Source organism: Streptomyces albireticuli (genome assembly GCF_021228125.1).
Classification (GTDB): domain Bacteria; phylum Actinomycetota; class Actinomycetes; order Streptomycetales; family Streptomycetaceae; genus Streptomyces; species Streptomyces albireticuli.
Genome location: NZ_JAJQQS010000010.1, coordinates 230,447 through 256,944 on the forward strand (window position 1 = coordinate 230,447; position 26,498 = coordinate 256,944).

2 protein-coding genes and 1 pseudogene (1 of these 3 cut by a window edge) are annotated in these 26,498 nt (G+C 76.0%); all 3 read right to left on the reverse strand.

Going from position 1 to position 26,498, the window contains the following annotated elements; all coding sequences use genetic code 11:
* Positions 1–213, reverse strand: coding sequence for an MbtH family protein (locus LUZ64_RS20115; RefSeq protein ID WP_095584192.1), 213 nt, complete (start codon positions 211–213; stop codon positions 1–3).
* Positions 210–9,197: pseudogene (locus LUZ64_RS20120) on the reverse strand (non-ribosomal peptide synthetase); the annotation flags it as partial. The gene LUZ64_RS20115 and the pseudogene LUZ64_RS20120, both read right to left, overlap by 4 nt.
* On the reverse strand, positions 9,194–26,498 hold the 3' portion of the coding sequence (locus LUZ64_RS20125) for an SDR family NAD(P)-dependent oxidoreductase (RefSeq protein WP_232398648.1). The gene runs 4,268 nt beyond the window's last position; 17,305 of the gene's 21,573 nt are visible here — the last part of the coding sequence; the start codon falls outside the window, past its right edge; the stop codon is at positions 9,194–9,196. The pseudogene LUZ64_RS20120 and the gene LUZ64_RS20125, both read right to left, overlap by 4 nt.

Below are 26,498 nucleotides of genomic sequence, written 5' to 3' on the forward strand. Positions count from 1 at the left end.
TCAGCACTGCGCGTCCGTCGGCTCGGCCAGGCTCTTGGGCCGCATGTCGGTCCAGTTCGCCTCGATGTGGTCCACGCAGGCCGCGTGGGTGTCCTCGCCGAACGCGACCGTCCAGCCGGCCGGGACCTCGGCGAAGGCGGGCCAGAGCGAGTGCTGGCCCTCCGCGTTGGTCAGGACGAGGAACGTCGCGTCGGCGTCGTCGAACGGGTTCACAGCTGGTCTCCTTCGGGGGTCGCGGCGGTCGGGCGGCGCGCGGCGGTCGCGGCAGCGGGGGACATCAGTCCGATGGGGAGTTCCGGGTGGTCGCCGGCGGCCTTCAGGACGTCGGTCAGGACCGCGCAGAAGCGTTCGACGGTCTCCCGGTCGTACAGTTCGTCGGCGTACTCCACGTGTCCGCTCAGCCCCTCGGCGCCGGGTGCCTCGGTCAGCAGGAGGGAGAGGTCGATGCGCGCCGACACATGGTCCACGGGGACCGGTTCCACCGTCAGCCCCGGGAGTTCCAGGGCGGATCCGGCGTAGTTCTGGAGGACGAGCATGGTCTGGAACAGCGGGTGGCGCCCGGGGTGCCGGGGCGGGTCGCAGGCGTCGACCATGGCGGTGAAGGGGTGCTCCTGGTGTTCGTAGGCGGCGAAGTCGGTTTCCCTGGCCCGGCGGAGGAGGTCCGTGAAGGCGGGGTCGTCCGAGGTGTCGAGCCGCAGGACCAGGTAGTTGGTGAAGAGGCCGACGAGGTCGTCGAGTCCCTCGTCCACCCGGCCGGCGATCGACGTGCCGACGGGGATGTCGGTGCCGGCGCCGCTCAGGGTCAGGGCGGTGGCCAGGGCCGTGTGCAGCACCATGAACAGGGTGGCGTCCTGCTCGGCGGCCAGCTTCCGCAGGCCGCGGTGGACGTCCGGGGCGATCTCGAAGGGGACGGTCGCTCCCCGGTGGGTGGGGTCGTCCGGGCGCGCCCGGTCCAGGGGGAGGGTCGCCTCCACGGGCAGGCCGGCCAGTGTCTCGTTCCAGAAGGCGTGTCCCCGCGCGGCGAGGCTGTCCGGGTCGGAGGCGTCGCCCAGCAGGTCCCGCAGCCAGAGGGTGTAGTCGGCGTACTGGAGGGCGAGGGGCTCCCGGCGGTCGCCGGTGCCGGCGCGCCGGGCGGCGTACGCGGCGGCGAGGTCGCCGAGCAGCACGCCGACCGACCAGCCGTCGCCCGCGATGTGGTGCCACACCAGCACGAGGACGTGCTCGCGCTCGGCGACCCGGAACAGCACGGCCCGGAAGGGCGGTTCGTTCCGCAGGTCGAACGCGTGGTGGGCGGCGTCGCGGACCCGGTCGGCCAGTGCGGCCTCGGTGGTGTCGACGACCGGCAGGGTGACGCGGGCGTCCTCGGGCGGGAGCACGCGCTGGTACCGGTCGCCGTCGGGGCCGGGGAAGAGCGTCCGCAGCGCCTCGTGCCGGTGGACGACGTCCGTCAGCGCCGCTTCCAGGGCCGCCCGGTCCGTGTCTCCGGCGAGCCGGAGGGCGATCGGCATGTTCTTCAGGGCGCTGGAGGCCGCGTTGCCCAGTCCGATCCGCAGGGTGCGGTCCTGGCCCGGGGAGAGCGGGAGGCGCTCGGGGCGGGCGTACGGCCCCGGCGCGGGCCGGGCCGCGGCGCGCCGTTCGGCGACCCGTCCGGCCAGCTCGGCCACGGTGGGGGCGCCGAAGAGGTCGCGGAGGGTCAGCTCCGCGCCCAGCGCCGACCGGATCCGGCTGACCAGCCGGGTCGCGAGCAGCGAGTGGCCGCCGAGGTCGAAGAAACTGTCCTCGGTGCCCACGGACGCGAGGCCGAGGACGTCGGCGAACGCGCCGCAGAGGAGTTCTTCCACGGGGGTGCGCGCGGCGCGTCCGGCCGGGGCGGTGGTGTGGGCGGGTTCGGGCAGGGCCTTGCGGTCCAGCTTGCCGTTCGCGGTCATGGGCAGCTCGTCGAGGGTGACGTAGGCCGCCGGGACCATGAACGCCGGCAGGGCCTCGGCGAGGTGCCGCTTCAGGGCGGGGACGCCCGTGGCGGGGTCGTGGTGGCCACGGGCGCGCAGGGGGGTGCTGACGTGCGCGGCGGGGTCGGGGTCGGCCTCCGGTGCGGTGTACGCGGCCACCGGGCCGGTGGTGCCGGCGGGCAGGAAGGCGATGTCGAAGGTGTCGTGCCGGGCGGGCGACCAGGTGGCGACGGGCCGCAGGCCGAGGGCCTCGCCCAGCCGGCAGAGCGCCTCCGGGTCGGCCCCCGGGCCCCGGACCGGTGTCGCGGGCGGGTCGCCGGGGCGGCCGAGCGCGGCCAGGGCGGAGAACTCGGCCAGCACACGGCCGTTGGGCACGCCGGTGACGCGCACTCCGGTACCGCCGGTGGCCAGCCGGGCCGCGAGGGCGGCGACGCCGTCGGCGCCCGGGCCGTCGGTGACGAGCCGGTCCCAGGGAAGCTCCTCCAGGCCGTCGACCGGCAGGGGCGCGTCCTCCGTCGCGGTGCCGGACGCCTTGCGGAGCACCGCCTCGTAGCGGTGGCGGGTCAGCTCGTTGTGGTGCAGGCCGCGCTTGAGGCGGATGTCGACGCCGCTGACGCGGTCGTCGGCGGCGGCCAGGGCGGTGAAGTACTCCGGGGCCACCAGGAGCTCCGGCTCGGCGTCGACCGCGAGGTCGAGGGCGGTGGCCGGGTCGGTTCCGTCCTGCCCGGGAGCGTCGTCGGCCGGCCGGTGGCCCGCCACACCCGCCTGGAGGGCGCGCCGCGTGCGCGGGTTGCGGACGTCGCCCACGTAGACGGCGCCGCCCGGTGCGAGCAGGCCGAGGCACTTGCCGAGGACCTCCGACAGATAGCCCGCGCCGGGGAAGTACTGCGCCACGGAGTTGATGACGATGGTGTCGAAGAAGTCCGCGGGCAGCCCGTCGACGTCGTCGGCGGGCCGGCAGCGCAGCTCGACCTTCTCCGCCAGCCCCGGGTCGGCGGCGACGTGGGCGGTCAGCCTCGCCACGGCGGCCGGGGAGAAGTCGGTGCCCCAGTACGTCTCGCAGTGCGCGGCGAGCCGGGAGAGGAGCAGGCCGGCGCCGACGCCGATCTCCAGCACGCGGCGCGGCCGCAGCTCGGTGATCCGGGCCACCGTCGCGTCCCGCCACTCCCGCATGTGCTCCAGCGGGATCGGCCCGCCGTCGTAGGTGCTGTGCCAGCCGCGGAAGTCCTCGCCCCACGGTGCGGGCCCGGCGGCCGCGTACACCTGGTCGTGGATGTCCCGCCATTCGCCGACGAGTTCCCCGCCGGCGGTGTGCGCCCCGGCGGCGGGGACGACGTAGGCCACCAGGCGCACGTCGCCCGGGGTCTCCTCGCGGGCCACGACCGCGGCCCGGGCGACCGAGGGGTGTTCCCGGAGGCGTGCCTCGACCTCGCCGAGCTCGACCCGGTGGCCGCGGACCTTCACCTGCTCGTCCGCACGGCCCCGGAACACCAGCTGTCCGCCGGGCGTCCAGGCGGCGAGGTCGCCGGTGCGGTACATCCGCTCGCCGGGGGCGCCGAACGGGCAGGCGACGAAGCGCCCCGCCGTCAGGCCGGGCCGGCCGAGGTAGCCGCGGGCGAGGCCGGGGCCCGCCAGGTACAGGTCGCCGGTGACGCCGGGCGGCACCGGGCGCAGCCGGTCGTCCAGGACGTACGCGCGGGAGCCGGCGACCGGGCGGCCGATGGGGACCGGTCCGGTGCCGGTGGCCGCCGCGGACAGGGGTCCGCTCATGGTGGCGCACACCGTGGCCTCGGTGGGCCCGTAGGCGTTGACCATCAGCCGGCCGGGGGCCCAGCGCGCGACCAGGGGCGCCGGGCAGGTCTCGCCCGCGGTCACGACGGTGCGCGGGGTCGGATGCGTGGACTCCGCGCCCGGGGGTACGGCCTCCAGCGCCGAGGGGGTGATCGTCAGGTGGGTGACCCGTCGTGCGGCGAGGGTCTCGGCGAGCGCCTCACCGGCCAGTGGTCCGTCGGTGCCGGGCAGCACCAGGGTGCCGCCGGCGGCCAGGGCCATGAGGAGGTCCCAGACGGAGGCGTCGAAGCTGGGCGAGGCGAGCTGGAGCACCCGGCTCGTCGCGTCGACCGCGAGGTGCGCGGCCTGTGCGGCGGCGAGGCCGGGCAGGCCCGTGTGCGGGACGACGACGCCCTTGGGGCGGCCGGTGGATCCGGAGGTGTAGATGACGTAGGCCGGGTCGCCCGGGCGCGGGGGCCGTACGGGCGCCTGCGGTGCTCCGGGGGCCGCCGGGTCGTCGAGGAGCCACCGGTCGACGCCGGTGTCCGGGAGGGTCCGCGCGGTCGGGCGGTCGGTCAGCAGCAGCTTCGGGGCGGCGTCGGAGAGCATGAAGCGGATCCGGGCCTCGGGGTATCCGGGGTCCACGGGCAGGTAGGCGGCACCGGCCTTGAGCACGCCCAGCACCGCGACGACGAGTTCGGTGGAGCGCGGCAGGGCGAGCGCCACGAGGTCCTCGCGGCCGACGCCGGCGGCGGTCAGGCGCCGGGCCAGCAGACCGGCGCGGGCGTCCAGTTCGGCGTAGGTCGTCTCCTCGCCGTCGTGGTCGACGGCCACCGCGCCGGGCGCGCGGGCCACCTGGGCCTCGAAGAGGACGGGCAGGGTCGCCGGGCCGGGCGGTGCCACGGCGGTGTCGTTCCAGCCGACGAGCACGTCGTGGCGGTCCCGCGCGGAGAGCGGGTCGAGCTCTCCCACGGGGGTGCCGGGGTCGGCGACGGCCTGCTCCAGGACCCGCAGCAGGCGGCCGGTGAGCCCTTCGACCGTCGCGCGGTCGAACAGCTCGGTGGCGTACTCCACGAATCCGTCGAGGCCCGCCGGGCGGCCTTCGGCGTCCTCCCGCTCGTCCAGGGAGAAGAAGAGGTCGAGCCGGGAGGTGCCGGTGCCCGCCCACTCCATGCGGGTGCGCAGGCCGGGCAGGTCGAGCTCGGCGCGCCGGTTGTTCTGGAGCACGAGCGCGACCTGGAACAGGGGGTGGCGGGCGGCCGAGCGTTCCGGGGCGAGGGTCTCCACGAGGTGCTCGAACGGCACGTCCTGGTGGGCGTAGGCGGCGAGCGCCGACCGCCGTACGCGGCCGAGGAGTTCGGCGAACGTCGGGGCGCCGGAGAGGTCGGCGCGCAGGACGAGGGTGTTGACGAAGAAGCCCACCAGTCCGTCGAGCGCGTCGTCGAGCCGTCCGGCGACGCCGAAGCCCACGGGGACGTCCTCGCCCGCGCCGAGCCGGGACAGCAGGGCGGCCAGCCCCGCCTGGAGGACCATGAAGGGGGTGGCGCCGTGCTCGCGGGCCACCCGGCACAGGCCCTCGTGCAGCTCGGGACCCACCTCGAAGGGGACGTAGCCGCCCTGGTGGGAGGCGACGGCGGGCCGGGGCCGGTCGTAGGGCAGGGCCAGTTCCCCGGGGGCCCCGGCCAGTTCGTCGCGCCAGTAGGCCACCTGGCGGGACATCGCGCTGTCCGGGTCGTCCTCGGCGCCGAGCAGTTCGCGCTGCCACAGCGTGTAGTCGGCGTACTGGACGGGCAGTTCGGCCCAGCCGGGGCCGTGCCCGGCACGCCGGGCGCGGTACGCCTCGGACAGGTCGCGCGTCAGCGGGCCGAGGGACCAGCCGTCACCCGCGACGTGGTGCAGGACGAACAGCAGGACGTGCTCCCGCTCGGAGACCCGCAGCAGCGTGGTGCGGACCGGGGGTTCGCAGGACAGGTCGAATCCGTGCCGGGCCGCGGCCGCGATCTCCGCCGCCAGGCCGTCCTCGGGGACGGGCACGGCGGTCAGCCCGGGCCACGCGTCGGCCGGGTCGAGCACCAGCTGGCGGGGGACGCCGCCGGTCTCGGGGAAGACCGTGCGCAGGCTCTCGTGCCGGCCGGTCACGTCGCGCAGGGCCGCCTCCAGGGCGGGGACGTCCAGCTCGCCGGAGAGGCGCAGGGCCACGGGCATGTTGTAGGTCGCGCCGGGGCCCTCCAGCTTGTGCAGGAACCACAGCCTCCGCTGCGCGTACGACAGCGGGAGCGGCTCGGGCCGGGGCCGGCGCGCCAGCGCGGGCCGCGCCGCCGCGGCGGCGTCCAGGCGAGTGGCCAGGCCCGCGGGCGTGGGCGCCTCGAAGACGTCCCGTACGGGCAGTTCGGCGCCGAAGGCGGTACGGACGCGGGAGGCCAGCCGGGTGGCCAGGAGGGAGTGGCCGCCGAGGTCGAAGAAGCTGTCCTCGGCGCCGACCGTGTCGAGGCCGAGGATCTCGGCGAAGAGGCCGCAGAGCATCTCCTCGGCCGGGGTGCGCGGGGGCCGTGAGGCGGTGGCGGTGACGGCGGTGAGGTCCGGGGCGGGCAGGGCCTTGCGGTCGGTCTTGCCGTGCGCGGTCAGCGGCAGGGCGGGCAGGACCGTCACGGCGGCGGGGACCATATAGCCGGGCAGCAGGCCGGTCAGATGGGCGCGGACCGTCGCCGGGTCGGTGGCGCCGGTGACGTAGCCGCACAGCTGGGGCCGCCCGGCGGGGTCGTGGGCCAGGGCGGCGACGGCGCCGGTGACGCCGGGCGCGCCGCGCAGGGCCGCCTCGATCTCGCCGAGCTCGACGCGGTGGCCCCGCACCTTGATCTGGAAGTCGCGGCGGCCGAGGAACTCCAGCTGCCCGTCGGCCCGCCACCGCACCTGGTCGCCGGTGCGGTACATGCGCTCGCCGGGGGCCGGGGCGTAGGGGTCGGCCACGAACACGGCGGCGGTGCGCACCGGGTCGGAAACATAGCCGCGGCCGACGCCGCGGCCGGCGACGTACAGCTCGCCGGGGACGCCGACGGGCACCGGGCGCAGCGCCTCGTCCAGGACGTAGAGGCGGGTGTTGCGCACGGGCTTGCCGATGGGGGTGCGGGCGCCGGTCACCGGGCCGGTGAGGACGGCGTGGGTCACGTCGTCGGAGCACTCGGTGGGGCCGTAGGCGTTGACGACCGGAACGCCCGGGTAGCGGGCGAACCAGCGGTCGCACAGCTCGGGCGGCAGCTCCTCGCCGGTGAGCATCAGCAGGCGGAGGTCCGGGAGGCCGGGGGCGCGCAGTCCGGCGTCCCAGGCGTCGAGGGCGGTGCGCAGCAGGGAGGGGACGACCTCCAGGACGGTGACGTCCTCGTCCTCCACGACGCCGAACAGGGCCTCGGGGTCGGCGGCCGTGGCGTGGTCGACGACGCGGGCGCGGCCGCCGATGGCCAGCGGGGCGAGCATCTGCCAGACGGCGACGTCGAAGGTGAGCGGGGCGTTCTGGACGACGGAGTCCTCGGCGGTCAGCCTGAGGTCGGCGACCTTCGCGGAGAGGTGGTTGGCCATGCCGCCGCGGTGGACCATGGCGCCCTTCGGGCGGCCGGTCGAACCGGATGTGAAGATCACGTAGGCGAGGTCCAGCGGGGACGCCGGGGCCACCTCCCAGGGCCGCGGCCGGTCGTCGTCGGCGGCGCGCAGCGGCAGCACCGTCACCTCGGCACCGGACGCGGCCACCACCCGTGCGGCCAGGGGCTCCAGCCCCTCCTCCACCAGCAGGACGCGTACCCCGCCGTCGGCGACCACGCCACCGGAGCGGCCGGCGGGGGCCGCGGGGTCCAGCGGGACGAACGCGCCCGCGGCGCCCAGCACGCCGAGGACGCCCGCGACGAAGCCGGTGCCGGGACCGGCCAGCAGACCGGTCACCCGGCCGCGCTCCCACTCCGGGAGCTCCCGCAGCCGGGCCGTCACCCCGGCGGCGCGCGTGGCCAGGGCCGCGTAGCTCGTCTCGCCGGAGCCGTCGACCACGGCGACGTGGCCGGGCCGGGCCTCCGCGAGTTCGCGGACGCACTCCACCACATCGCCCACGCCGCCCTCACGGGCGGTGTCGTTCCAGCCCTCCAGGACGTCGTGGCGCTCCCGGGCGGACAGCACCTCCAGGCGGCCCACGGGCGCGCCCGGCTCGGCGACGGCCTGCTCCAGGACGCGTGTCAGACGGGCGGCCAGCGCCACGGCCGTCGGGTGGTCGAACAGTTCGGCGGCGTAGTCCAGGGTGCCGTCCAGGCCGGCCGGGGCGCCGTCCGCGCCCAGCCGCTCGGCGAGGGCGAAGGACAGGTCGAAGCGGCAGGTGCCGGTGGACACCCGCTCCGGCCGGGCGCGCAGGCCGGGGAAGGCGTACCCGGCCTGCTCGTGCCGGAGCAGCAGCGCCACCTGGAAGAGGGGGTGGCGGGCGGCGGAGGGGGCCGGGGCGAGGGCCGCGACCAGGTGCTCGTAGGGCACGTCCTGGTGCCCGTACGCCTCCTGCGCGCGCTCCCGCACCCGGCCCAGCAGCTCGGTGAAGGTGGGGTCGCCCGATATGTCGGTGCGCAGGACGAGGGTGTTGGCGAAGAGGCCGACCAGGCCGTCCAGGGCCTCGTCCGGCCGCCCGGCCACGTCGAAGCCGACGGGGATGTCCTCGCCGGCGCCCATGCGGGAGAGCAGCGCCGCGAGACCGGCCTGGAGGACCAGGAACAGGGTCGTGCCGTGCTCGCGGGCGACCCGTCGCAGGCCGGCGTGCAGCTCGGGGCCGAGCGCGAAGGACACGTGCCCGCCGCGGTAGGAGGCGACGGCCGGCCGCGGCCTGTCGTGGGGCAGCGCCAGTTCCTCCGGCGCGCCGTCCAGCGCCTGCCGCCAGTAGGCGCCCTGGCGGGCCGGCAGTCCGTCGGGGTCGCCCTCGGCGCCGAGCAGTTCGCGCTGCCACAGCGTGTAGTCGGCGTACTGGACGGGCAGTTCGGCCCAGTCCGGTGCCGCGCCCTCGCGCCGGGCCGCGTAGGCGGTCGACAGGTCGCGGGCCAGCGGGCCCAGCGACCAGCCGTCGCCCGCGATCCGGTGCAGGGTGACGACGAGGACGTGCCGCCGCTCCGCGAGCCGCAGGAGCGTGGCCCGCAGGGGCGGTTCGCAGGACAGGTCGAACGCGTACCGTGCCGCGTTCCCGGCCTCCGCCGCCAGGTCGTCCTCGGAGACGGGCACGGTCTTCATGCCCGGCCACGCCTCGACCGGGTCCAGGACCCGCTGCCGGGGGACGCCCGCGGTCTCGGGGAAGACGGTCCGCAGGCTCTCGTGCCGGCCGATCACGTCGCGGAGGGCCGCCTCCAGGGCGTCGGTGTCCAGTTCTCCCGTCAGCCGGAGCGCGAAGGGGAGGTTGTACGTGGCGCCGGGGCCCTCCAGCTTGTGCAGGAACCACAGCCGCTGCTGCGCGAACGACAACGGGATCATGAAGCATCTCCTTCTCGGAACATCCTGCGGAGGGCCGGTCGCGCGGGTACGGCCGCGCGGGCCGGCCGGGTCGCCAGCGCCGCCAGCGCCGCGGGGGTCGGCGCCTCGAACACCTCCCGCGTCGACAGCTCCACGCCGAGGGCGCGGCCGGCCCGGCCTGCGAGCCGGGCGGCCCGGAGCGAGTCGCCGCCCAGGGTGAAGAAGTCGTCGTGGGGTCCGACGTGGCCGAGCCCCAGGGTTTCGGCGAAGAGGGCGCACAGCGCCGTCCGCGCGTCCGCCTCCCCGGCGGACGGTGCCGCGTCGCCGACGCGCCCGTCCGGTGCGTGCGCCACGCGCTCCAGTTGTGCGCACCAGGCGTCGAGCAGTCCTCGGGCGGTCGTCGCGTCGAAGCGGTTGGCGTCGTACTTGAGGAAGAGCCGGAAGCCGTCGGTCTCCTGGAAGACCTCCGCCTCCAGTTCGAACTCGCCTTCCTGGCGGACGCCTTCGAACGTCCGCAGGCCGAGCTCGCCGGGGACCGTCGCCGGGTCCTCGGCGAACAGCGCCGCCTCTTCGAAGTTCTGGTACGAGAGGCTGGTGCGGACCAGCGGGGACCGGGTTCCGTCACGCCGCACGTCGAGCGCGCGGACGATCGCCGGGAACGGGTAGGCGCCGTGTTCGAGGCCGCCCATCACCGCCCGGCGCACCGAGGTGAGGAGGTCCCCGTAGGTGTCGCCGCCGTCGACGGCGCAGCGGATGGGCAGCAGGTTCACGAAGTGGCCGACGACGTCGCGGAAGCGGGCGTCGGGCCGGCCGGCGGCCGGGAGGCCGACGACGAGGTCGGACTCCCCCGTCACCCGGTGCAGGAACGCCATGTACGAGGCGAGGAAGACCACGGCCGGGCCGGCCCGGCGCTCACGGGCGCGGGCGGTGAGCGCCGCGGACAGCTCGGGCGTGAGTTTCGCGGTGACCTCCTCGCCGCGCGGCGTGGCCGCCGGGTCGAAGGGACGGTCGCCGGGCAGGGCGAGCGCCCGCCGGGGGGCGCGCAGCTCGTGGGTCCAGTAGGCGAGGTGCGCCTCGCCCTCGGGTCCGGCGAGCATCGCGGCCTCCCAGGCCGTGAACTCGGCGTACCGGGCCGCCCCTTCGGGCGTCTCCGGGTCCCCTCCGGACCGCACGGCGGCGCGGTACGCCTCGGTCAGCGAGCGGACGAGGAGCCCTGCCGAGATCCCGTCGACGACGATGTGGTGCGCCGTCAGCAGCAGGACGCGGCACGCCTCCTCGGTGCCGTCCGGCGTCACGAAGGTCATGAGGTGGGCGCGGACGAGGGGCCCGGCCGCGAGGTCGAAGGGGGCGGTCACCTTCTCCCGCACCCGGGCGGCCCGCTCGGCGTGCGATTCCGCGACGAGCTCGGCGCGGGCGAACGGGATGCGGCGCGACCCGTCGGTCTCCATGTACGGCACGCCGTCGTCCTCGCGGAAGACCGCGCCGAGCACGGGGTGCCTGGCGGTCAGTGAGCGGACGGCCGCTTCCAGCGCGCGCTCGTCGAGCTCGCCGCGCACCTCGAAGGCGAGGGGGACGTGGTAGGCCGTGGTGTCCGGGGAGATCCGCTGGGTGAGCCAGAGCCCCAGCTGGGCCTGGGAGAGACCCGACCGCTCGGGGCCGGGCAGGTGCGCGGGCCCGTCCGCGGGCTCGGGCGTCTCCTCCTCCGGGGCGGGCAGCAGGCTCGTGACGAGCGCCTCGACCCGGGCGGTGCCGGTGCCGAGGAAGTGCTCGGCGAGTTCCTCGACGCTCTCCACGTCGAAGAGGAGCGTGGTCGGCACCTCGCCGAGGTCCTCGCGCAGGGCGTTGGTGAGCTGGAGGACGAGGATGGAGTCCATGCCGTAGTCGGCGAGGGGCACCGACGGGTCGATCTTGTCGGCGGGGATCCTCAGCGTGGCGGCCGCCTTGTCGCGGAGGTAACCGGCCAGGGCCTCGGCGCGGGAGCCTGCGGCGGCGGGGTTGTCCGTACCGGCTCGGGCGCGGGAGCCCTCGGTGGCGGGGCCACCGTCCGAACCGATCTCGGCGCGCGTGCCCGCGGCAGCGGCGGGGTTGTCCGCACCGGCTCGGGCGCGGGAGCCCTCGGTGGCGGGGCCACCGTCCGAACCGGCCTCGGCGCGCGTGCCCGCGGCAGCGGCGGGGTTGTCCGCACCGGCTCGGGCGCGGAAGCCCTCGGTGGCGGGGCGACCGTCCGAACCGGCCTCGGCGCGCGTGCCCGTGGCAGCGGCGGGGTCGTCCGCACCGGCTCGGGGACCGGCGTCCGCGGGGGCGGGGCCACTTCCCGAACCGGGCTCCGTACGCGTGCCCGCGGCGGCGGGACCCGCCGTGACAGGGCCGGTTCCCGAACCGGCCTCCGCGCGACCGCCCGCCGCGGTGGCGGGACCGTCCGCACCGGCTCGGGCGCCGGAGCCCCCGGGGGCGGGGCGGCTGACCGTGGCCGCCGCGGCACGCGTGCCGGTCGTGCTCTCCGTGACGGTTCGCGTCGCGGCGTTCTCGTGGTTCTCCGGGGCGGGCGCGGGGGCGCGTACCGCCTCCGGTGCCGGCGTCGCGGTCTCCACGCGGGAGGGCTTCGGGGCCGCGCCGCCGCGCGGCGCACCCGCCGCTCCGGGCGTACGGCGCACGACCCGCTGCCGGGCGATGCCGTCGCTCCGGGCGGCGATGATCTGCTGGCCGAGCGCACGCGCCTCCGGCAGGACCATGACGACCGACGGGAAGCCCTCGCCCTCCAGCACCTCGCGCCAGCTCTCGGGCGACAGCGCGGGCGAGCCGGGCACGCGCAGCGCGGTGTCCTCGAAGAGCCACCAGCCTTCCAGCAGCCCGAAGGTGAGGTGTCCGAAGATCTCGAACGCCGAGAGCTCGTTCAGGAGGAGCCAGCCCCCGTCCCGGAGGGCGGCCTTCGCGTTGCGGAGGGTGTTCCGGGTGTCGCGGGTGGCGTGCAGGACGTTGGCGGCGATGACGAGGTCGTAGCTTCCGGGGTCGATCCCCTGGCCCGCGAGGGGCTGTTCGGCGTCCAGCCGGGCGCACGTCAGGTACGGCGCGCCGGGCCCGTACTCGGCGCGCGCGTGGTTCAGGAACGCCTGCGACAGGTCGGTGTAGGTGTACGTCTCGATGTGTCCGGCATAGGGGCGCAGCGCGGTGAACATCCCGGCGCTGGTCCCTCCGGTGCCGGCGCCGATCTCCAGGACGCGCAGCCGCACGCCCGGTTCCGCGGCCAGCCGCTCGGCGACGATCGCGACGGCGGCGTCGCACAGGGCGCGGTTGTAGGTGTCCGCCACCTTGTTGTTCCGGTAACAGCCCTCGACGAGTTCGACGGAGCCGCGCGGGAACATGACGTCCGTGGGCCGGACCGCGCCGGTGAGGATGCCGGGCAGGGCGCGGAGCATGGTGTCGACGAGCTCCAGCTCGGCCTTCCGGTCGGGTTCGGCCGACCAGGCCGCCCGGCGCTCGTCCCACTCTCGGGTGACCTCGTCGAGCGAGGGGGCCGAGGCGGGCACGGCGCGGAGCGAGTGCTCCAGCCAGGGGGTGTAGCGCTCGTGGATGCCCGCGCGGACGCGGAGCGCCGTGACGTCGGTGTGCGTGTCGCCGGGGCCGGGGGCGGCGCCGAGGGCGTCGAGGTGGGCGCGGAGCATCCTGGCGAGGAGCGGGTCCCGCTCCTCGGCCCGCCACGCGGCGACGGCGTCCAGGGTCTCGCGGTCGGCCGGTTCGAGGGGCCGGGCCGTGACCACGCCGGGGTCGACCGGGGAGGGGTCGCGCGGGTAGACGGTGGCGCGGGTGGCCGGGTCGACGGCCTCCAGCACGCCGGGCTTCGTCATCTTGACGAAGCTCAGCTGGTCCTGCGGGCCGGTGAGGAGGGTGTCGAGGGCCGCCATGGCCTCGGGGGGCTCGATCGAGAGGAGTCCCGAGCGGGTCATGCGCTCCCGGTAGAAGTCGGAGGTGACGCTGCCGAGGCTCCCCCACCAGCCCCAATTCATCACCTTGACGGGGAAGGACCGGTGCCGGGACAGGAAGTGGGCGTAGGAGTCGCCGAAGGTGCAGCCGGCCGCGTAGTTGGCCTGGCCCGCCGCGGTGGCGAAGGACTGGATGGAGGAGAAGAACAGGGCGAAGTCGAGCGGCTCGGCCGCGAAGACCTCGGCCATGGCGACGGTCGCGTCGACCTTCGCGGCGAGGCTCGCGCGGAACGTGGCCTCGTCCATGGTGGCCAGGGTCTGGTCGCGGAGGACGAGCGCCGCCTGGACGACGCCGTGGATCCGGCCGTGCCGGGCCGTGATCTCGGCGTGGGCGCGGCGGAGGGCGGCGGGGTCCGTGGCGTCGGCGCGGAGGTAGCTCACCTCGCCGGGGATGCCGCGCAGCTTCGCGTCGACGGAGGCGTCGTGCGGGCGGCGGCCGAGCCATACGACCTTCGCGCGGTGGTGCTCGACGACGTGCCGGGTCCACGCCGTGCCGAGGCCGCCCGCGCCGCCGATCACGACGTAGACGCCGCCCTCGCGGTACGGGGCCGCGGGCCGGGGGCCGGCCTCGCAGGGGGCGAGCCGGCGGGCGAGCCACTGGCCGGCGCGCCGGACCCAGGTGTCGCCGCCCGAGTGGGCGGGGAGGGCCGTGAGATCCGCGGGCCAGTCGGTGCCGTCGAGGTCGACGCGCCGGACCGTCCAGTGGGTGTATTCGCGGCCGAGCGAGCCGAACAGGCCGTGCAGGCCGGCGTGGGCGGGGTGGACGTCCTCGTGCGCGTGGGTGGCGAGGGCGCGGTGGGTCACCAGGGTGATGCCGAGGGGGCGCGCGTCGTGCCCGGTGCGCACCAGGGCCTTGACCATGCGGAAGGCGGCGATGACGCCTTCCTCCTGGGCGGTGACGAAGCCGGCGGCGTCGTCCGGCGCGAGCTCGGTGCCGGGGGCGAGCCACAGGAGGTGGTCGACCGGGCCCGCGGCCTCGACGGCGCGGGCGACCTCGTCGGCCGGGGCGCCGGGCGCGAGGCTCCAGTGCTCGGCCAGCGGGTGGGCGACGGTGAGCGCGGCGCGCTGCTCGGCGGTGCCCCCGACGACGAGGACGCGCTGCCTGCGGCACGGCACGGCGGCCCCGAGCGTCCCGGCGGGGAGGGCGTCCCAGACGGGTGTGTGGAGCGCGGGCACCGGTTCGGCGACGCGGCGGGAGGCGTAGCCGGTCATCCGGACGTGGACCTCTCCGTCGGCGCCGAGGAGGTCGATGTCGAGCCGGCTGAGCGGACTCACCTCCGCGCTGTCGTCCGCGACGCGGACGACGGCCCACATCGAGGCCGCGCAGGGCGCGTACAGCTCCAGCTGTCCGAGCGCGAAGGGCACCGTGGTGTCCCGGGGCGAACCGTCGCCGGTGAGGTGCAGCGCGATCGACGCCTGGACGGCCGAGTCCATCAGGGACGGGTGCAGGACGTAGGGGGCGCCGGCGGGCCCGGCCGCGGCCGGCACGGTGAGCCGGGCGAGGACCACTCCCCGGCCGACGTAGGCCTCGTCGATGGCGCGGAGGGTGTCCCCGTGCCGGATGCCCATGGCGTGGAGGGCCTCGGCGACGCGCGCGGCGGGCACCGCCGTCGGGCAGTCCGCCCGCAGGGCCGCGAGGTCGACGCGCGCCGGGCGCGGTGCGCCGGAGGCGGCGACGGTGCCCTCGCTGTAGACGACGGGCTCGGCGGCCCGCGAGGCGACCTGGAAGGTGAGGGCGCCGTCGGCCGCGGGCCGCACCAGGACGTCGACGTCCTGGGGGCCGTCCTCGACGTCGAGCGGCCGTACCCAGGTGACGTTCCGCACGCGCAGCGGCGTGGTGGCGTCGGCGCCGAGGGCGCGGGCCGCGGTCTCGCGCGCCATCTCCAGGTGGGCGACGCCGGGCAGGATCCGCCGGCCGTGCACCGTGTGGTCGCGGAGGAAGGCCTCCGCGCCGGTGAGGGTGGTCGTGGCGCGCAGCGCGCCGGGCTCGCCGGGCACGGGGGCCGTCGTGTGGACGAGGGGGTGCGGCGGGGCGGGCGGCGCGGCGGGCCCGGCGGTGCGCGCGGCGGGCGGGGGCGTGGGCGCGGCCCAGTGGCTCTCGCGGGCGAACGGGTAGGTGGGCAGCGGTACGCGCAGGTGGGCGCCGGCCGGGAACAGCCGGTCGTAGTCGAGCGCGGTGCCCTGGACGTAGAGCTCGGCGAGGGTGGCGAGGTCCGTGCGGTAGGTGTGGTCCGTGCCGCTCGGCGTGGCGCAGCGGCGCAGGCACTCCTCGCCGCGCTCCTGGCCGGCGGCGGTCCCGGTGGGCTTCTTGCGGGAGGCCGCGGCCTCGCCGGTGAACGCCCGCGGGCCGTCGAGTCCTTCGTCGAGGACGCTCAGGAGTTCGGCGCGGTCGCGGACGACGCAGGCGAAGCGGTGGGCGAAGTGCTCCCGGCCGACGACGAGGGTCCAGGCGGCGTCGCCGGTGTCGAGGGCGGTCTCGCGGCGGCAGTGCGCGGCGAGGCCGGCGACCTGCCGGGCGAGCTGCTCGCGGGAGCGGGCGGAGAGGACGACGAGGTGGGCGGGGCGCGGCGCGGGGACGCGACGCGCGGCCGGGGCCTCCTCGAGGACGAGGTGGGCGTTGGTGCCGCTGGCGCCGAAGGAGCTGACGGCGCCGAGCCGCGGGCCGCCGCCGGGCGTCTCCCACGGGTGGGTGCGGGTGCTCGGGTAGAAGGGGCTGCCGTCGAGGGGGACGGCCTCGTTCGCGGTCTCGAAGTGGAGCGAGGCGGGGATCCGTCCGTGCCGCATCGCGAGGAGGACCTTGACGACGCCGGTGACACCGGCCGCGAACTGGGTGTGTCCGAGGTTGGTCTTGACCGAACCGATCGCGCAGTAGCCGGACTTGTCGGTGCGGGCGCGGAACGCCCGGGTGAGCGCCCGGAACTCGATGGGGTCGCCGAGCTTGGTCCCGGTGCCGTGCGCCTCGACGAGCCCGATCCGTTCGACGTCGACGCCGAACGACTCGTGGACGTCGCGGAGCAGGTGCTCCTGGGACACGGAGCTGGGCGCCGTGATCCCGTTGGTCGCTCCGTCGTGGTTGACGCCGGACGCGCGGATCACGCCGTGGACGTGGTCGCCGTCGGCGAGCGCGTCGGACAGCCTCTTCAGGACGAGGACACCGGCCGCCTCACCGGGCACGAAGCCGTCGGCGCGGTGGTCGAAGGTGTGGCAGCGGCCGGTCGGCGACAGCATTCCGGCGCGCCCGGCGAGCTCGTACAGCCGGGGTGTGGCCTGGACGAAGACACCGCCCGCGAGGGCCATCCCGGTCTCGCCCGACCACAGGTCCTTGCAGGCCATGTCGATGGCGACGAGCGAGCTCGAACAGGAGGTGTCGACCGCGACGGCGGGGCCCTTGAGGTCGAGGAAGTAGGCGACGCGGCCGGGGACGAACGAGGCGGTGTTGCCCCAGAACGCCTGGGCGGGGGCGTCCTCGCCGACGATCTCCTGGTAGTCGCCGTCCCAGCAGCCGACGTAGACGCCGCAGCGGGTGCCGCCGGTCCGGCCGGCGTATCCGGCGTCCTCCAGGGCCTTCCACGACTCCTCCAGGAGGAGTCTCTGCTGCGGGTCCATGACGGCGGCCTCGACGCCGGAGATGTTGAAGAACATCGGGTCGAAGGTGTCGATCCGGTCGAGGAACCCGCCGCGCGTGCAGCGGTCCGACGCGTCGTCACCGGTGCCCCGGAGGTCCCAGCGGGTCGCCTCGGTGACGAGCTCGTCGCCGTTCGCGAGGTGCCGCCACAGCTCGTCGGGGGAGTCGGCGCCGGCGAACCGGCCGCTCATGCCGACGACGGCGATCGGCTCCCGTGTCCCGGACGGCGGGCGGGGGGCGTCGCGCGGCGGCTCGGCGGCGGGCGTGGTGGTGACGGCCTCCGCGGCCGGGGGCACGAGGGTGTCGCGGTGGTCGGCGAGCAGGTGCGCGGTGAGGCGGTCGGCCGAGCTGTGGTCGAAGAGGACGCTGGTCGGGAGGGCCAGCGAGAGCGCCTCGTTGAGGTCGTGCACGATGCGGACGGCGAGGATGGAGTCGACGCCGTAGTCGGCGAAGGCGAGCCGGCCGTCGAGGCCGGCCTCGTCCATGGCGAGGGCTGCCGCGATCTTCTCGCGGACGACCCGCGCCACGGAGGTGTCGAGCGGGGCCGGCGGCCCGGCGGGCGGTACGGGCGCGGCGGTACGGGCCGGGCGCTCCGCGGGCGCGGTCGCCGTGTTCCCGCCGGTGGCGGGGGCGCGGTGGGCACCGCCCGCCGGTTCCAGGTCGCCGATCCAGAAGCGGTCGCGGGCGAAGGGGTAGGTGGGCAGGGAGATCCGGCGGGCGGCGGGGCCGTGAAGGGCGCGCCAGTCGAGGTCCACGCCGGAGGCCCACAGGGCGGCGAGCTTGTCGAGCTTCCCGGCGGCGGCCCAGCGGGCCACGAGGAGCTCCCGGAGGTCGGCGTCGGCGGCGATCTCGGCGGCGGCGCCCCGGGCGCCGCCGGCCGTGCCCAGGTGAAGGCCCGGCTCCGGCTCGCCCGTACCGGGGTACGCGCGCAGGACGCGGCGCAGCTCGGACGTCGACGCCACGACCACGGCGAGGCGCTCCGTCATCGCCTCGCGGCCGGTCCGGAGGGTGTGGGCGAGGTCGGCCAGGGAGACGGGCCGGCCGGCCGCCTCCTCACGGTCGAGGAAGTCCGCCAGGCGCGCGGCGGCCTCGCGGAGGCGCTCCGGCGTCCGCGCGGAGAGGACGACGATCTGCTCGGTGCCGTCCGCCGCGTCCGTTTCGTATGTGCCGGCTTCGTATGTGTCGGCGTCGGCGTACTCCTCCAGGATCACGTGGGCGTTCGAGCCGCCGGCGCCGAAGGACGAGACCGCGGCGATCCGCGGGCCGCGCTCGGGCCGCCAGGGGGCGAGGTCACGCTGGACGAAGAACGGGGTCCGGTCGAAGTCGATGTTCGGGTTCGGCTCCTCGGCGTGCAGGCTCGGTACGAGCTGCCCGTGGCGGAGCTGGAGGACGGCCTTGGTGAGGCCGGCGATGCCGGCCGCCGCCTCCAGGTGGCCGATCTGCGACTTCACCGAACCGATCGCGCAGAACCCCTTGTCGTCCGTGTCCCGCGCGAACGCGGTGGTGAGGCCCTTGACCTCGATCGGGTCGCCCAGCTCCGTGCCGGTGCCGTGCGCCTCCACGTAGCCCACCTCGCGGGCGGAGACCCCGGCGCGGTCCAGGGCGTCGCGGACGAGCTCCGCCTGGGCGCCCGGGTCCGGGACGGTGTAACCGTGGGAGCGGCCGCCGTGGTTGACGCTGGTCCCCCGGATCACCGCGAGCACGCGGTCCCCGTCGGCGAGGGCGCGGGAGAGCGGCTTCAGCAGCACGCAGCCGACGCCTTCGCCGGGGACGAAGCCGTCGCCGCCGGCGCCGAAGCTGCGGCAGTGCCCGTCGGACGACAGCATCGTGGAGCGGCTCAGCTCGGTGTAGTCGAGCGGGTGCGTGTAGAGGTTCACGCCGCCGGCGACGGCGACCTCGCAGGATCCCCGGTGGAGGTTCTCGCAGGCCTCGTGGACCGCGGTGAGCGACGCCGAGCACATCGTGTCGACGGTCAGGCTGGGGCCGCGCAGGTCGAGGACGTACGAGGTGCGGGCGCTGACCGAGGCGAAGGACAGACCGGGGACGACCGTACCGCCCGAGGGGAGCCGTCCGGCGCCGTGCCGGGCGTGGCCGGACTTGGTGACGCCCGCGAAGACGCCGACCCGCCGGCCGTGGCGGCGCGCGAGCTCCTCACGTGTGTAGCCCGCGTCCTCCAGGACCTCCCAGGAGGCCTGGAGGAACAGCCGCTCCTGCGGGTCCATCGCGTAGGCGTCACGCGGCGCGATCTTGAAGAAGAGGGGGTCGAAAGCCGCGAAGTCGTCGACGAAACCGCCCCACTTGCCGTAGCTGCGGCCGGTCGCGACGGCCTTCTCGCGGTCCGGTTCGAAGAAGCCGTCCAGCGGCCAGCGGTCGGCCGGGATCTCACCGACGCGGTCCCGTCCGGCCTTGAGGTTCTCCCAGAACTCGGCGACGTTCCCGGCGCCCGGGTAGCGGCCGCTCATCCCGATGACGGCGATCGGCTCCCTCGGCGCGGGCGTGGCCGGTACGGGGGCGGCGGGGCCGGCGGCGGCCAGGGGCCGCGCGTCCGTGCCCGCCGGCCGCGGCGCGTGTTCCGCCGCGAGGTGCTCGGCGACCGCGCGCAGCGTCGGCCGCTCGTAGAAGAGGGTCTTCGAGACGTCGCCGTACACGGCGGAAAGCTCCTTGTTCAACTGCACCACCATGATCGAGTCGAGTCCCAGGGCGCCCAGCGGCGCGTCGGCGTCGACGGTGCCGGGGGCGGATTTGGTGACGCGGGCGAAGAGGCCCACGAGGAGGCGGAAGGTGTCCCGCGCGGAGGCGGCCGGTGCCGTCGCGCGAGGGGGTTCCGCGGGGGCCGGGGCACGGTGGGGCACCCGGGTGGTGTCGCCGTGGTGCACCCACACCCGGTCGCCGCCGAGCCGCCAGGCGTCCAGGAGGGCCGCGACGCCGTCGGCCGACTCCATGGGCACCAGGCCGCGGTCGCGCCGGAGGGCGGCGCGCGCGGCGTCGTCGACGGTCATCCCGCCGTCCTTCCACAGCGGCCAGGCCAGGGACAGCGTCCGGCCGGACCGCTCCCCCGCCGCGACGCGCGCGGTGCGCAGCGCGGCGAACTCGTCGAGGAACGCGTTGGCCGTGGCGTACGCGCCCTGGCCGCGGTTCCCGGTGACGGCCGCACCGGACGAGAAGGTCAGGAAGAACTCCAGCGGCGCCGCCTCGGTGGCCCGGTCGAGGTGAACCGTTCCGGCGACCTTCGGCGCGAGGACCTCGGTCCACTCCTCGGGTGTCTGCCGCGCGAGCGCCGCGTCGTGGAGCGCTCCGGCGGAGTGCACGACGCCATGGATCCCGCCCGCGTCCTCGCGGACCCGGGCGACCAGGTGGCGCGCCTCTTCCCAGCGGGAGACGTCCGCCCGCTCGTAGCGGGCCTCGGCGCCCAGGTCCCGCAGCTCGTGGAGGAGCGCGTCGACGCGCCCGTCCCGCGGCCGCCGCCCGGCGAGGACGAGCACAGGCCGGGCGACGTCGCGGGCGATCCGCCGCGCGACGACGGCGCCGACGCCGCCCGCGCCACCGGTGATCAGGTAGACGCCGCCCGCGCGCCACGGTGTGTCCGCCGCGTCCGTGCGGGGCGCGGCGGGGGTCCAGTCGCGCACGGCGCGCTCGCCCTCGTGGTAGCGGACGACGGTGTCCTCGCCGGCGCTCCGCGCGTTCTCCGCGACGAGCGCGGCGACGGTGTCGCCCGTGGGCGCGCCGTCGAGGCCGATGACCTGCCCGGCGATCCGGGGGTGCTCCAGGGTCAGGGTCCGCAGGAGTCCGGTGAGGGCGGCGAGGGTGCTGTCATCGCCGTCCGACGGCGTGACGACCTGCACGAGCGTCGTGCCGTCGCGCTCTTCCGCGACCAGGCCGCGGAGGGCCTCGAAGACCTGCCGCGAGACGTCCGTGAACCGGTTGTCGAGGCGCCGCGCGGCCGTGGTGACGGTGACACAGACGGCTCCGGGGACGCGCCGCTCGACGTCGGGCCGCGCCTGGGCGAGGGCACCGCAAAGGATCACGACGCGGTGGGCGTGGGGAAGTTCGCCCGCGTGGCCGGTGACGGGGGGCCGCGGCACCCAGGCGGGGAGGAGAAGCACGGTGCCGGGGGCGGCGGGGTCCGCCGCACTGCCGGTGGTCCCCGCGGTGGTCCCCGCGGTGGTCCCCGCGGTGGTCCCCGCGGTGGTCCCCGCGGTGGTCCCCGCGGTGGTCCCCGCGGTGGTCCCCGCGGTGGTCCCCGCGGTGGTCCCCGCGGTGGTCCCCGCGGTGGTCCCCGCGCCTGCGTTCCGCGGCGCGACGGGACGCGTGGGCTCGCCGTCACGGCCGTGGCCGGGGCGTGCCCCGGTCCGGGCGTGCGCGAGAAGAGCCCCCGTGTCGGCGGTCGCCGGAGTCCCCGGTGTTTCCCGGAGCTCCGGGCCCGCCGGGATCTCTACGGCTCCCCGGGGCACCAGGGTCTCCCCGGCCCCCGGCGTCTCCGGGATCCAGTGGCGCTCGTACGCGAACGGGTACACCGGCAGGTGCGCCCGCTTCGGCGGCCGGGCCCCGTGGAGGGCGCGCCAGTCGACGGACGCGCCTCCGGTCCAGTCGGCCAGGAGCGTCGTGAGGTCGCCGCCCGCCGTGGCGCCTGCCCGCGCGTCCGGTGCGGACGTGTGCGCGGTGGGGCCGCCGTCATGGGCGGCCCGGCCCCGCGAGCCGCCCGTGGCGCGCCCGTCACCGGCGAGGAAATCCCGGAGCCTGTCGGCGAGTTCGCCGCGCGAGGCGACCACCCAGCCGACGCGCTCCGCCATGGCCACGCGCCCGGTCTGCAAGGTCCACGCGATCGAGTGGAGCCCCGCGGGCGCGTCCGTACGCTCCAGGTACGCGAGGAGGTCCCGCGCCCGCTCGCGGAGCTGCTCGCCCGTGCGGGCCGACAGCGGGATCAGCGCCTCCGCGCCGTCCGCGCGGAAGGTCCCGCGGCCGGTCTCGCGGCCGGTCTCACCGCCGTCGTGGTGGGCATCCACAGCCTCGTACTCCTTGTGCCTGTCGTCACGCGGGTGGTCGTTCTCCTCGTACTCCTCGACCACGACGTGGCAGTTCGCGCCGCCGAAGCCGAAGCTGCTCACGCCCGCCCGGCGCGGCGCGGGAGCGCCCTCGCGGTCGCGCGGCCGCCGCCAGGGCTCCGGCTCGCGCACGATGCGGAACGGGCCGCCGTCGAGCTCGATGTACGGGTTGGTCTCGCGGCAGTGGAGCGTCGCGGGCAGGACCCGGTGCCGCATCGCCAGCAGCACCTTCAGCAGGCCGGCGATGCCCGCCGCCGCCTCCAGGTGGCCGATGTTCGTCTTCACCGAGCCGAGCCCGCAGGTGCCCCGGCCGGTGGCGCCCAGCCGGCGGAACGCGGTGGTGAGCGCGCGCACCTCGACCGGGTCGCCGAGGGCGGTGCCGGTGCCGTGCGCCTCGATGTAGCCGACGGTGTCCGGGTCGACGGCGCCCATGGCGGCGGTGACCAGGTCGGCCTGCGCGTCGGCGCTGGGCGCGGTCAGCGAGTTGGCGCGCCCGCCGTGGTTCTCGGCGCCGCCGACGAGGACGCCGAGGATCGCGTCGCCGTCCCGCTCGGCCGCGGCGAGGGGCTTCAGGACGACCGCGCCGACGCCCTCACCCCGCACATAGCCGTCCGCGTCGCTCGCGAAGGTCTTGCAGCGGCCGTCCGGGCTCAGCATCCCGGCCCGGTGGGCGCTCACGAACGTGTCGACGCTCAGGAGGAGGTTCACGCCGCCGGCGATCGCCGCGTCGCAGGCTCCGGACCGGATCGCCTCCATCGCGCGGTGGACGGCGACGAGCGAGCTCGAACAGGCGGTGTCCACGGGCTCGCTCGGGCCACGCACGTCGAGGACGTAGGAGATCCGGTTGGCGAGCATCGAGTGCGCGTTGCCGGTCGAGGTGAAGGCGTCCGGCGCGACGCCGTGGGTCGTGAGCAGCGTCGCGTAGTCGTGGCCCGAGACGCCGAGGAAGACGCCGGTGTTCTCCGGCAGGTCGGCGGGGGTGTACGCGCTGTGCTCGACGGCGTTCCAGACCGTCTCCAGGGCCAGGCGGTGCTGCGGGTCCATGAGCTCGGCCTCGCGCGGGAAGATCCGGAAGAACCCGGCGTCGAACCCGTCGGCGCCGTCGAGGACGCCCGCCCGCTTGGGGAAGTCGGCCTCCGCGACGACCCGGGCGTAGGCCGGGCCGTAGCGGTGGGCGGGGAAGTCCGTGACGGAGTCCTTCCCCGCGGCCAGGTTCGCCCAGTACGTGTCGAGGTCGGGCGCCCCGGGGAAGCGGCCGGCCGCGCCGACGACCGCGATGGGCATCGGCGCCCCGGCGGCCGGGGCCACGGTGGCGGACCGGGTGCCGGTGGCGGCGGCCCGGGGGGCCTCCCCGGCCGGGAGCGACCGGGCGTACGCCTCACGGACGGGGCCGTCGAACTCCTGGGCGAGGTGCCGGCCGAGCGCGCCGAGCGTCCTCAGGTCGAAGAAGGCGGCGGGGCTCAGGGTGACACCGAAGCGCTCGCGGATCCACCCGGAGAAGGTGACGAGCGAGATCGAGTCGAAGCCGAAGGCGTCGAAGGTGGTGCGGTCGTCCAGCTCGTCGGGGGCGAACTTCAGGATCGCGGAGGCGAGTTCGCGCAGTTCGGCGACGACGAAGGGGACGATCCCGGGGCCCGTGGCCGCGCCGGTGGCCGCCTCCCTGGCGGGCTCCGCCGTGGGCCGCGGTTCCGGGACGGGCGCGGGCCGCTCCTCCCTCTTCATGTCCGCTTCCCTTTCCTTTCGCGGTGGTTCACCGTCGTCGCACCGCACTCCCGTGAGTTCGCCGACGGCCTCGCCGTCGCCGTCCAGGAGCCGTACGCGGCCGTGGGGGCCGTCGGGTTCGAAGAGCGCGTACGCCACGTCGGCGGGGCCGCCGGGCACATGGATCCCCTCGATCCCGTACGGGGCCGTCCGGGCCCAGCGCGGGGCGTCCGCGCGCTTCGCCACGAGCCGGAGGCCCTGGGCGACGGCCGTGAGGACGTGCGGCGCGAGGGTGACGTGGCGTGCGCCGTGGTCCTGCCGGAGCCTCGGCGCGGCGAGGGCGAGGACCAGCCGTCCGTCGGGCAGCCAGTGCGCGCCGCGGACGCCGGAGTACAGCGGGTCGTGGTCGAGGCCGCCCTCGGCGAGCTCGGCGAGGAACTCGTCCCCGGTCAGGGCGCGTACGGCGGCCCGTCCGAGCGTGCCGACCGGGAAGCCCTCCCCCGGGTCCGGGCTCGCGCCGCCCCGGTGGACGTCGAACGTGGCGACGGTCGTCCGCGCGCCGGTCGCGTCCTCGGCGGTCACGGTGCCGGAGGCCGTCCCGGCGCCCGTGACGGCGAGGGTCGTGACCAGGCGGGTGGCGGACGTCCACGGGACCGGGGCGGGCAGCCGGAGGTCGCGTACGACCGGTGCGGCGGCGAACCCGGACGCCTTGGCGGCGGCGAGGGCCAGGTCGGCGGCGAACGTCGGGGCGACGTCGCGTTCCTTGTCGTGCCGGTGGCCGTAGTCGAGGAGGTCGTCGAGGTGGACGTCGAGGACGTAGCGCAGGCCGTCGACGTCGGAGGCGTTGCGGCCGAGGAAGGGGTGGAGCTTCTCGCGGAGGGCGAGCGGCGCGGTCACGGACGGCGCCTCCGGCTCCTCCTCCACCCAGCAGCGCACCCGCTCGAAGGGGTAGGCGGGCAGGGGGACTCGCCGGGGCGGGCGCGGACCGGTCAGCTCGCTCCAGTCGACGCCCTTCCCCTCCAGCCATGCCGCCGCGAGGGCGCGGGCCGTGCCCGCGCGCGGGTCGTGGCTCGCGAGCGCGGCGTCGGTGTCCCGGTCGCCCGCGAGGTAGCGGTCGACGGCCGCGAGGGCCGCCCGCCGGTCCCGGGCGAGGAAGGCCCAGCGGCGCGGGAGTTCGTTCTTGCCCACGCGGAGGGTGTGCGCGATCGACGGGAGCGCGTCCTCCGCCGCGCCGGCCAGGTAGGCGCGGAAGCGGGTGAGGGAGGTGGCGAGGGCGGTGTCGGTCATCGCCGAGAAGACGAGGAGCTGTTCGCGGCCGTCGTGCTCGTACGCCGTGCCCGGTGTGCCCCGGTACTCCTCGACGACGATGTGCGAGTTCATCCCGCCCGCGCCGATCGAGGTGATGCCGGCCCGCCGGGGGTGGACGGTCTCGCGTCCGCCGTCCGTCGTGACGGCCGGCTTCCAGTCGGCGAGTTCGCGCTGGACGCGGAAGGGGGTGTCGGCGAAGGCGATGTCGGGGTTGAGCTCGGAGCTGTGCAGGGACGGGGCGAGCTTGCCCTCGCGGAGCTGGAGGACCACCTTGGCGAAGCCGATCATGCCGGCGGCCGCCAGGAGGTGGCCCGCGTTCGACTTGACCGAGCCGAGGGCGCAGAACCCGGTGTCCCGGGTGTGCTTCCCGAAGGCGGTGGTCAGCGCCTTGACCTCGATCGGGTCGCCGAGCGAGGTGCCCGAGCCGTGGCCCTCGACGTAGCTGATCGTCCGGGCGTCGACCCCGGCGTCGTCCAGGGCCTTCTCGACGGCGCGCGCCTGCATGCGCGGGCTGGGGACGGTGAAGCCGTTGCGGGCGCCCGCGTTGGTGAGCGCGGTTCCCTTGATGACGGCGTGGATGTGGTCGCCGTCGCGCTCGGCGTCGACGAGCGGCTTCAGGACGACGGCGCCCACGCCTTCCCCGAGGATCGTCCCGTCGGCGCCGAGGCCGAAGCTGCGGATGACGTCGGAGGTCGCGGTGGTGAAGTGCTCCTGCGAGGAGGTGATGAGGTTGTACGGGTGCAGGAGGAGGTTGACGCCGCCGGCGACGGCCATCTCGCACTCGCCCGACCGCAGCATCTGTACGGCCTGGTGGATGCAGGTCGAGGACGCCGAGCACATGGTGTCCAGGAAGACGGACGGTCCGGTGAGCCCGTAGAAGTACGACAGCATGTTGGGGAGCGTCCCCGTGTAGCTGCCGGTGGCCGGGGCCCCTCGGGTGAGGCTGTTCTGGAAGCCGTAGAGGTTGTAGTGGTTGCTCATCGTCCCGGCGAGGACGGCGACGTCGCCCTGGTACTGCCGCTGGATCGTCTCCCGCGAGTAGCCCGCGTCCTCCAGGGCCTCGACCCCGGCCTGGAGGAACAGGCGGACCTCGGGCGACATCCGCTCCGCCTCGCGCCGGGAGACACGGAAGTAGCGGGGGTCGAACTTGTCGATGTCGCGCAGGAACGTCCCGGTGCGGATGGCGCTCCTGCCGGGGACGGAGCGGTCGGGGCTGTAGACGGCGTCGTGGTCCCAGCGGTCGCGCGGGACCTCCTCGAAAGCGTGGCGGCCCTCTTCGAGGAGCGACCAGAGTTCGTCGAGGGTGCCGGCGCCGGGGTACCTGCCGGAGATGCCGATGACGGCGATGTCGTGACGGTCGTCGCGGGACGGCGTGGGAGCGGGTACGGGGAGCGGGGCGGCGGGAAGCGGAGGCGCGGGAAGCGGGGCCGCGGCGGCCGTGGTCGCGGTGACGGGCGCCGGCGGCGTCCGGGGTGCGGCGGGGGCCGCGCCGAGGACGTTCTCCAGCCGCTCGCGGTGCGCTTCGACGAAGTAGCCCGCGACGCCCTCGATGTTCAGGTACTCGAAGAAGAGGGTCTTCGAGAGCGGCCCGAAGCGCTCCTCGAGGCGGGCGGTCATCTCCAGGATGCTGAGGGAGTCGATCCCGTACTCGATCAGGTCGACCGTC